The 601-nt window shown below is 81.2% G+C and carries 2 protein-coding genes; one reads left to right on the top strand and one right to left on the bottom strand.

The window, feature by feature from the left end; genetic code table 11:
- The coding region (locus tag ABD296_RS49910; RefSeq protein ID WP_344285672.1) for a HEAT repeat domain-containing protein at positions 1-408 on the top strand (408 nt) is incomplete at its 5' end.
- Here ABD296_RS49910 and ABD296_RS49905 read toward each other — a convergent pair.
- Positions 398-601, bottom strand: a 204-nt coding sequence (locus ABD296_RS49905) for an adenosylcobinamide-GDP ribazoletransferase (protein ID WP_344285669.1), incomplete at its 5' end; no start/stop codon positions are given. The two genes, ABD296_RS49910 and ABD296_RS49905, sit on opposite strands and share 11 nt — an antisense overlap.

Raw genomic sequence — 601 nt, 5'->3', positions numbered from 1 at the left:
ACCCCCACGCCTCCCGGGCCCGGCACCATCGGCGACCCCGCGTCCGCCGGCGTCCTCGGCGCCCTCCTCGGCGACGCCGACGACCTCGTGCGGGCCGCCGCGCTGGAGGCGCTCGCGGGCGTCGGCTGCCCGCCCCCGCTGGACGGCAGGGCGGCCGCCGCGCTGTACGACCCGGCCTGGCAGGTCCGCGCCGGTGCGGCGCGCGGCCTCGCCGCCGCCGATCCCGAGGTCGCGTCCGTTCCGCTGATCAAGGCCCTGGACGACCCGCACCTCGACGTCCGCAAGGCCGCCGTGATCGCCCTGTCGGCGCACCCGCGCACCGCCGAGACCGCCGAGGCGCTGAGCGCGGCGCTGTCCGACCCGGACGCCGAGGTCCGCGCCGACGCCCGCCGCGCCCTCACCCCCTGACCGCCGCCAGGGAGAGCAGGGCGGCGGTCGTGGCGATCTCCACAAGCGCGCCGAGGACGTCGCCGGTGACGCCGCGCAGCCGCCGGACGGCGTGCCGGCGCAGCAGCAGCGCCGCGGCGAGGCCGACCAGCACCGCCGCGAGCGCGTGCAGGGCGCCGCCGAGGCCACCGGACGCCGCTCCGGCGGCCTCGGC

Source organism: Actinomadura napierensis, from assembly GCF_039529375.1.
Classification (GTDB): Bacteria; Actinomycetota; Actinomycetes; order Streptosporangiales; family Streptosporangiaceae; genus Spirillospora; species Spirillospora napierensis.
This window is presented reverse-complemented; position numbering and strand designations above follow the sequence as displayed.